Annotated in this window: 8 protein-coding genes; 5 read left to right on the top strand and 3 right to left on the bottom strand. The window is 29.3% G+C overall.

The window, feature by feature from the left end:
* Window positions 1-1,101: 1,101 nt before the first annotated feature.
* From HXZ69_RS14760 to HXZ69_RS14750, 3 genes are read right to left on the bottom strand one after another with little or no spacing between them, the layout of a single operon-like run.
* Entirely contained in the window at window positions 1,102-1,431 is a 330-nt protein-coding gene (locus HXZ69_RS14760; protein ID WP_171623991.1) for a hypothetical protein, read from the bottom strand.
* Complete coding sequence (locus tag HXZ69_RS14755; RefSeq protein WP_171623990.1) at window positions 1,431-1,706, bottom strand: Txe/YoeB family addiction module toxin; 276 nt, start codon at window positions 1,704-1,706, stop codon at window positions 1,431-1,433. The genes HXZ69_RS14760 and HXZ69_RS14755 overlap by 1 nt, the downstream gene beginning before the upstream one ends.
* A complete protein-coding gene (locus HXZ69_RS14750; protein WP_143080504.1) occupies window positions 1,703-1,963 on the bottom strand; it encodes a hypothetical protein in 261 nt (86 codons plus the stop codon). Before HXZ69_RS14750 ends, HXZ69_RS14755 begins: the two co-directional genes overlap by 4 nt.
* Before the next feature lie 444 nt (window positions 1,964-2,407).
* Between HXZ69_RS14750 and HXZ69_RS14745 the strand changes: the two genes are divergently transcribed.
* From HXZ69_RS14745 to HXZ69_RS14725, 5 genes are all read left to right on the top strand, one after another.
* Complete coding sequence (locus HXZ69_RS14745) at window positions 2,408-3,424, top strand: replication initiation protein (RefSeq protein ID WP_171623989.1); 1,017 nt, start codon at window positions 2,408-2,410, stop codon at window positions 3,422-3,424.
* A 67-nt stretch (window positions 3,425-3,491) separates the two neighbouring features.
* Complete coding sequence (locus HXZ69_RS14740; protein WP_171623988.1) at window positions 3,492-3,947, top strand: hypothetical protein; 456 nt, start codon at window positions 3,492-3,494, stop codon at window positions 3,945-3,947.
* A gap of 865 nt (window positions 3,948-4,812) precedes the next feature.
* Window positions 4,813-5,373 (top strand): hypothetical protein, encoded by a 561-nt coding sequence (locus tag HXZ69_RS14735; protein WP_286496413.1) that lies wholly within the window; start codon window positions 4,813-4,815, stop codon window positions 5,371-5,373.
* A gap of 342 nt (window positions 5,374-5,715) precedes the next feature.
* Complete coding sequence (abc-f, locus tag HXZ69_RS14730; protein ID WP_179991659.1) at window positions 5,716-7,311, top strand: ribosomal protection-like ABC-F family protein; 1,596 nt, start codon at window positions 5,716-5,718, stop codon at window positions 7,309-7,311.
* Window positions 7,312-7,485: 174 nt separating this feature from the next.
* Window positions 7,486-8,064 (top strand): pentapeptide repeat-containing protein, encoded by a 579-nt coding sequence (locus HXZ69_RS14725; RefSeq protein ID WP_182628772.1) that lies wholly within the window; start codon window positions 7,486-7,488, stop codon window positions 8,062-8,064.
* The last annotated feature ends 219 nt before the right edge of the window (window positions 8,065-8,283 follow it).

The raw sequence follows: 8,283 nt of genomic DNA, 5'->3' as shown, positions 1-8,283 counted from the left end.
TTGGACAAATCCTTAGAGAAAATTTATGTAAAGAATAAAAGACAGCGTACAACTTCGGTTCAGTAAAAGCTATAACACCTTTTATGTAAAATAGAATTAAAATAAAAGAAGTCTATCAGAATATTTTTGATAGACTTTTTTATTTGTTGTTCAGTTGCATAGTTGCATCTACTTTTTATTTATATTTTTTATAAAATTCTGATTGCGACTTTGACGAGCAATTAATTTTTAACCCCGTAGGGCAAGGTTCGTTATTTGTTGGAAATACTATAGTTCACAGAGGTTTTTTGCCCCAAATAACACACCTTGCTATTTTCTGATTTTAGCATAAAAATTAATAAAACAATGTGTTTTATACTACTTGCTTATTTCTATGAAATACTACTTTTTAAAATCTCATAACTATACTATATATCAACAACTTACAATAAAAATTACTACTTTTTTAAAAAATATTTACTAATTTATTTTTGTAAAAACTTAATAATCAAAGGAATATAATTTTGAATCGGGGTTTCCCCGATTACTGCTTGCTATTCCTACTTTCATTCGGAATACTATTTTTTCATCTCAATTTCACAATTTAAAATCGTGTAGAAAGAGTAAAAATATATTATCTATATATTAATAACGAATTGACTATAAGTTGTTTAACATTATTTTTAAAACAATTATATATAATTTATATATTTTTAAGAAAATAAAAATATATAAAATAATGATAACCAATAAATTAACTCCACCAAGTGGAGTTCCCTCTCGCCCCTCACTATTCCGATCAAATTTCACGTAAAAAAGAGTTCCGATTTTTACTTTCCTTTTTTCTGAAAAGGCAATATTGTGATTTACTATGTCCGTACAAATCCATATCTTGCATCTAATTGAAATTTTAAGACATTTTTTAAGAAAAATTAGCTTAAAAAAAAACCATTTTAGAAAAGAAAAAACGAAAAAAAAGAAAGCCATTTCAACAAGTGCAGCATCACTAAATTTTATATAAAAAGTGAAACGGCTTTATGCTAAAATTTAATGGTGCGAAACTTACCTTTGTTTTCTTTTGATTTGTTTGGAGAAGCTCCAGATAAAATGCTGTTGGAAGAATTATAACTCTTGATGAATTTTATTCGCAATCACATGAGCGGTATTTTTTACATAAGGATCTGAATAGGCTTCATCGGCATTTGAAATAAAGTGCCTTAAAATGGCTTCAAGTGCATAAGCTTCATGATACTTGAATGAGATTGTAAATATTTTATCGTTTTTACGCTCTGTAATCGCTTTTCTAAGTAATTTACTATATAAGTCATCAGAAATTGACAAAATAGCTTTAAACGCAAAATTATCGCCTTTAAATTCATTATCGTAACTATCCAGTACATGCAAGACTGCATTTAAGTTGCTTATATTTAGTTTTAGTTTGATTTTCAGCATCATTTATCGTTGTAATGTCCTTTCGCTGATAGAATATGAACCGAAATAACATCATCGTCAATCGAATAGACTAATCGATGTTTATCCGTTATCTTTCGGGCATAACATCCTGCTAAATCATACTTTTTCAAAGTAGGTTTACCTGTGCCTGTTCTTGGGTGTTCTGCTAATTCTTTAATTAAGGTGACTGCTTTTTTAAAAGCTTTAGGCTCCGATTTCTTTAACTCTTTTAAATCTACATCCGCCTGAGAAGAGAAAATGATTTTATAACTCATAAACTATCAAAGTATGCGTCTAAATCTTCTTTTGATTTTATAGTTATTCCTTTTCCTTCCTTGATTTCTTGTTTAGCATCTTTAATTCTTTGGATCATTTCTTCTGAAAAATAAAGATCATTTTGAGAAATAGGTGTTAGCACATAAGCGTGCTTACTTCCTCTTCTAATGACTACTTTTTTTCCTTTGTCGACCATATCAAAAAAATCTTTCTGACGTTCTCTAAACTGTCTACTTGTTGTTTCTACTATTGCCATTGTGTAACTATTTGTGTACACAAATATACAGATAAATTTTATTTTGAAAAAATCCGCCCCCCCTGGTGCGCATAAAAAAGTCACGTCAATTTGTTTTTGTTTTTCCACTCTAACGAAAACAGTGCATTTCACGCAAGCTCCCAAAAGTGATTTTTCGAAGAAAATCACACCCTTAAAAACTAAAAAATTACCATGTTTTTGTATTAATTAAACATAGCTTATCTAACATTACTTATCGGCTTTCGACAAAAAACGGATATATATATGTATATCATATATATTACAAGGATTGAAAAAAGTCTTACTACCACTTTTATAATACTTTATTACCACTTTTATAATACTTTGATTTAACCCAACTGCAACTTTTATAATACTTTCTACCTCTTACTGTTTTACAAGTGGTAGAAAGTATTATCTTTGTGGTAGTAAAGTTTCACTAATATGAAAATCAATAATAAAGAAGTATTACAATCTTATATTTTAACAACTGCGAAATATGATTATTCAGTTTATGAAAAGCGTATTCTATATCGAATCATTGAACAATTGCAATCTTTAATAGAGGGGAAGGAGTTAAATAAGAGATACTCTTTAAGGGAGTACCAACACGGAAATAAAAAACTTTTCGAATTCATATTTCCCTTTTCAGCATTCAAAAAAAATGAAGAAGATAAAAATCATGCTCAAATAAAAAAAGCTTTACTTTCTTTAGAAAAAAAAGGATTTGAATATGAGGATGATAGAGTATGGAAAACTATTAATATTTTATACTTCCCTGAGTTAGAAAAGTACAAAGAAGATGTTCAATTTACTTTAAGAGAAGAAATTGTAGAAGCTTTTTTAGATTTTTCGAAAGGTTTTAAAAAATACGAGTTAAAAACTGCAATGGAATTTGAAAGTGTTTATTCTATGAGATTTTATGAATTACTTTCTAACCAAAAAAAACCTATAAATTACTCTATAGATGATTTAAAAGAAATATTTGGTCTAATCGGTAAATATAAAAACAGACCTTCTGGATTTATAGAAAAAGTTGTAGAGCCTGCAAAAATTGAACTTGATAAATGCAGTCCTTATACATTCTATTATGAGAGAATTAAAACAGGTCGAAAGATTACAGGTATTCGTTTTATTCCGATCCATCAACCGCAATTTGAAGATGAATCATTGAAGAAACAAAAAGTAATGAAACAAATGTCAAATCGTTGGTTTATTCCTAAAAACATAGAAGATTATTTAAAGTACAATTACGAGTTTACCGATAAAGAATTAAACAACAATCTTAGCTTATTTGAAAGTCTATATAATCATCTTTCTGAAGAGGAACTATTGGATTTCTTAGTCGAACTAAAAGCTCAATCTGTAGTCTATGAAATTAAAAATCTAAAAGCATACCTTATTGGTTCTTTAAAAAAGAAATCTGAACAGATTTTTGAAGAAAAGTACTTAAATAAATGACTGACTTAACACATGGTCATTTACTAGACATGTCCTACATTTGACCAACTAGACAAAAATTACCTTCATGAATTACATTGATATAAAAAACGCTTGCGAAAAAACTAATAAAAGTGAAAAAACAATACGAAGATTATTTGCAAAAGAAGAGTCTAAGCCATATATCCAAAAAAAAGGGAATAAGAATTTAATTGAAGTAAATTATCTTTTCTCTGTCTATGAGGCTGTACAAAAAGAAAATAAACGACCTACCCAAAACATAGACATGACCAACAAAAGACCAACTAATGATGAGTTAAATGATTTAAAAACTAAACTTGCTCTATATGAACAAGAAATAAGATTAAATAAATCTTTACATGAACAAGAATTAAAGAATAAAGAGTTGCTTTTACAAGAAAAAGAGGGTAGAATAATCGACCTACAAAAGACAATTCTCCTTTTAGAAGCCCCAAAAAAAGAACCAGAATTAAACCAAACAGAACAAATACCGAAAAAGAAAAAAAGATGGTGGCAATTTTAGATATACACTTCCTTATTTAGTTAGTTTTTCACTTTATTATAACTAATTTTTGATTGCGACCTTGACGAGAAATCAATCCATTGTCCCGTAGGGCAAAGGCGTTATTTTTTAGCAAAAATTTAATTTAAGGCTAATATCCTACCTAAGTAAAATAAGATAAGGTAATCACTTTTTCTTTTTTAAAAAAAGTGATTACTACCACTATAAAGCACTGAATATAATACAATTACATTAACAGCTTTAATCTTTCTATTTTTTTTTCCGCATTAATGCGTTAAGATATTAAATAATAAACTTTTTAAATTCCTATAAAATACTAACTATCAATACTTAAATGTATTTTTCAGAGTTCTAAAAAAGTAGGCGGTATTTAATAGCAAGATGTGTCTTTGTTCGTACAAACTTTTCAAGTTATAAACCAAAAACTTCTTGCCTTTTTGACAAAAGGGGAAAAAATCTACGGAACTTGATTTTAAAATTCTATTTATCTAAATAGAATTGACCGATATAAATAAACGTAAAACAACGAATTTAGAGGATTCTAAATGCGTTGTTTTGTGTGAAGGTATTTATTCAAAACGGCACTACTTTAAAATCAATAATTTAACCCGAATTGTTTTGGTGTATAATAAGAATTATGTTAAGTAATGAAATAGATTAATAAAGTATCAATTGTAGAGTTTCGTGATCCATGATTGAGAATTTAAAAATTTTAAATAAAAACCTCGCTATTCATACAAATGTTATTTAGATAATATAGACTATCAAAGAATTTATTACTTTTAACAAAGTAATTACACGAAATACGGATATAGGGAATATTTCACGAAACTTTTCTATTATTTACTTCGTAAATTACTATGTTATGCGACATTCTATGAAAACAACCGCAACAAAAGGAATTCAAGTAATTTTGATAATTATTTTTTCGGTAATAATTGCAAGTTTGTTCGGAGCAATACTTAACCAATTTTCATATTCTGTTTCCTCTGAATTTTTCACGAATTTTCTATTCGGAAATTTTGGAACTAATGAATGGAATTTTAAAAATGAAAGACTTGAAGCGTCAATTGTTGGAATAATTGGTTCTTATTGGGTTGGTTTGATTTTGGGAATAATTTACGCGATAATTTTTCTCTTTATGAGGACTGAAAACAATCTAAAAAACATTAAAAATGCAATTCTAATAAATATCGGATTTTCAATTTTAGGAAGCTTGATTGCATATTTGATTGCTAAAATTTTCGTTGACTATAAAAACAGTGGAGTTTTTATGGAGTTTGGAACTCAAAATCCACAAAATTATCTTGAAGCTGCGTTTATGAATACTGGAAGTTATTTCGGTGGAATTGCTGGAATTGTAGCCGGAATAATTTACCTGTTGAAAAAAAGTCAAAAAACTGAAAATCAAAAGAACGTCGCATAACATTGTATTGGCGAAAAACGGGGTGAATACTGTCTTTGAGAAATGATTTAGCAGTATCCGCAAAAAACTTTTCTACTCTCCTATTTTTTACTAATTTAGTCGGTAGAAAAAGTTTTTGCTCAGGTTCGGTTTTTTTTTGAAAATGTCTGCAAAGTAGCCCGTTCTTCGCCAATACTTTTTCCGTTATCGGCAATACGAAATAAAGTAGTTCAGAAAAAATATTATATTTGCAACATAAATAAAAAGTAAGCAGAAAATGTAAAAATTAATTTCTTAGACAATCTAACAATCAGCTCAAAAAATTGGGCTCCCACTTTTGTTAAACTCAAAAAGAAATTAATTATGCTTACGATTCAAAATTTATCCTATTCACATCCCAATAAAAATACGCTGTTTACTAATTTAAGTATGACAGTAAACCATTCCGATAAAATTGCATTAATTGGCAATAATGGTGTTGGAAAATCTACTTTACTCAAACTTATAGCCAAGGAATTAGAACCTGATGACGGACAAATTTCCTCCGAAACCAAACCCTATTATATTCCTCAAATTTTCGGTCAGTTTAATGATTTGACAATTGCCCAAGCCTTACAAGTTGAAACCAAACTCAATGCTTTACACGAAATTTTAAACGGAAGTGTAGATGAAAAGAATTATAGCCTTTTAAATGACGATTGGACGATAGAAGAAAAATGTCAAGAAGCCCTAAGCTATTGGGATATTTCTGATTTATCACTATCTCAAAAATTAAGCGAATTAAGTGGAGGACAAAAAACAAAAGTCTTTCTCGCAGGTATATTTATTCATCAACCATCATTTGTTTTATTAGATGAACCCAGTAATCATCTTGACAAATCCAGTAGAGACTTACTATACGATTTTATTCAAACCTCAAGAGCAACTTTTATAATCGTTAGCCACGACCGAGAGTTACTTCAGTTATTAAATCCTATTTGTGAGCTCAACAGAAATGAAATTAAAGTTTATGGCGGAAACTATGAATTTTATAAAGAGCAAAAAGAAATTGAACAAAACGCCTTAAGTCAAGATATTCAGAGCAAAGAAAAAGCACTTAGAAAGGCGAAAGAAAAGGAGCGAAAAACAATTGAACGACAACAAAAATTAGATGTTCGAGCAAAAAAGAATTTAGGAAAAGCTGGACTTCCCAAGATAGTATCAGATGCTTGGAAGAATAATGCTGAAAGAAGCTCAGCAAAAATTGCCGGAGTTCATTCAGATAAAATTAATGGTATAAAAGAAGAACTTCAAGATTTGAGGCTTTCCGTTTCTGATATAGAACAAATGAAATTTGAATTTGATTCTTCCAATCTTCATAAAGGTAAAAATCTGTTTATAGCAGAAAATATCAATTTCGCATATAAAACAGGAGGTTTATTATGGGAGAAACCTCTAAACATTCAAATTGTCAGCGGTGAACGAATTGCTATCAACGGAAAAAATGGAACAGGAAAAACCACACTTATCCAAATAATACTCGGAAAACTTAAACCAACGGAAGGAAAAATATTTATTGCTGAAAGTCATTCTGTTTATATTGACCAAGATTATTCTTTAATCAATAATCATTTACAGATTTATGAACAAGCTCAAGAATTTAATCAAACCGGCCTTCAGGAACACGAAGTAAAAATCAGATTAGACCGTTTTTTATTTTCAAAAGATGATTGGGATAAGCCTTGTCATACATTGAGTGGCGGAGAAAGAATGCGGTTAATGTTGTGTTGTTTAAACATTGCTAATCAATCTCCCGACATTATTATCTTAGATGAACCTACCAATAATTTAGACCTTCAAAACATCGAAATTTTAACCAATGCAATCAATGAATATGAAGGAACTTTAATTGTAATTTCCCACGATAAAACGTTCTTACAAGAAATAAATATTGAACGAACTATTGAATTAATGAAGTAAAGCCGATAACATCGGTTTTGCAAGAGAGCGGGTTATTGTTTCCGTTCAAAGATTTTTGTTATATTTAAAGTTCCGTCTTCGCTTGGAAGTCTTATGCTAAAATCCGCTCCCTCGCAAAGCCCGAAAACGTTGTGCGTCATAGAAAAACTCACTCAAAATTAGAAAAATATAAAAATGACAAATGAAATAATAACTCACGAGAACAAAGAATTTAAAAATGTTGATTATTCTGGAAAAACATTAAGAAATAGAGAATTTTTTAAATGTAAGTTTATATCGTGCATTTTCGTAAAAAGTGACTTGAGAGGAAATAGTTTTGAAGAATGCACTTTTCAGGACTGTAACTTTTCAATGACAGAAATAGAAGGAACGGGTTTTAGAAACGCAAGCTTTATAGGAAGCAAAATTCTTGGAATTGATTTTACAAGATGCAACAATTTTGCATTTTCTTTCAGATTTGAGAATTGTATTATGGATTATTGTACATTTTTTGGGACAAAGTTAAAGAATACGCACTTTGTAAAATGTTCTCTTAAAGAAGCAGATTTTACTGAATCGGATTTATCTTCAGCAGTTTTTAATGACACAGACCTTACAGGAACGAGGTTTTTAAATACTATACTTGAAAAGGCGGACTTTAGAAATGCAAAAAACTTCGCTATTGACCCTGAATTTAACAAACTTAAAAAAGCAAAATTTTCTGCATTTCAACTAGAAGGATTGCTATATAAATATCAATTGATTATTTCTTGAACAAAAAAAAATAATTACGAACGCACAACACCGTATATAAGCTATGGCTCGTTCTGTGCCTATTTGGAAAATCCTGCGGTTTGCCAAAGTTAGTTTATATTTGGAGAGGTTCGTGCCGAGACACGCCACAGCTCATATACATAACGTTGTACGACATAGTAAAACCGAACCAAACAAAATGAAAGTCAGAGAAGAAAAGTTAAGAACAATTATAGAATG

The organism is Empedobacter sp. R132-2 (assembly GCF_030324375.1).
In the GTDB taxonomy this organism is placed as follows: domain Bacteria; phylum Bacteroidota; class Bacteroidia; order Flavobacteriales; family Weeksellaceae; genus Empedobacter; species Empedobacter falsenii_B.
This window is presented reverse-complemented; position numbering and strand designations above follow the sequence as displayed.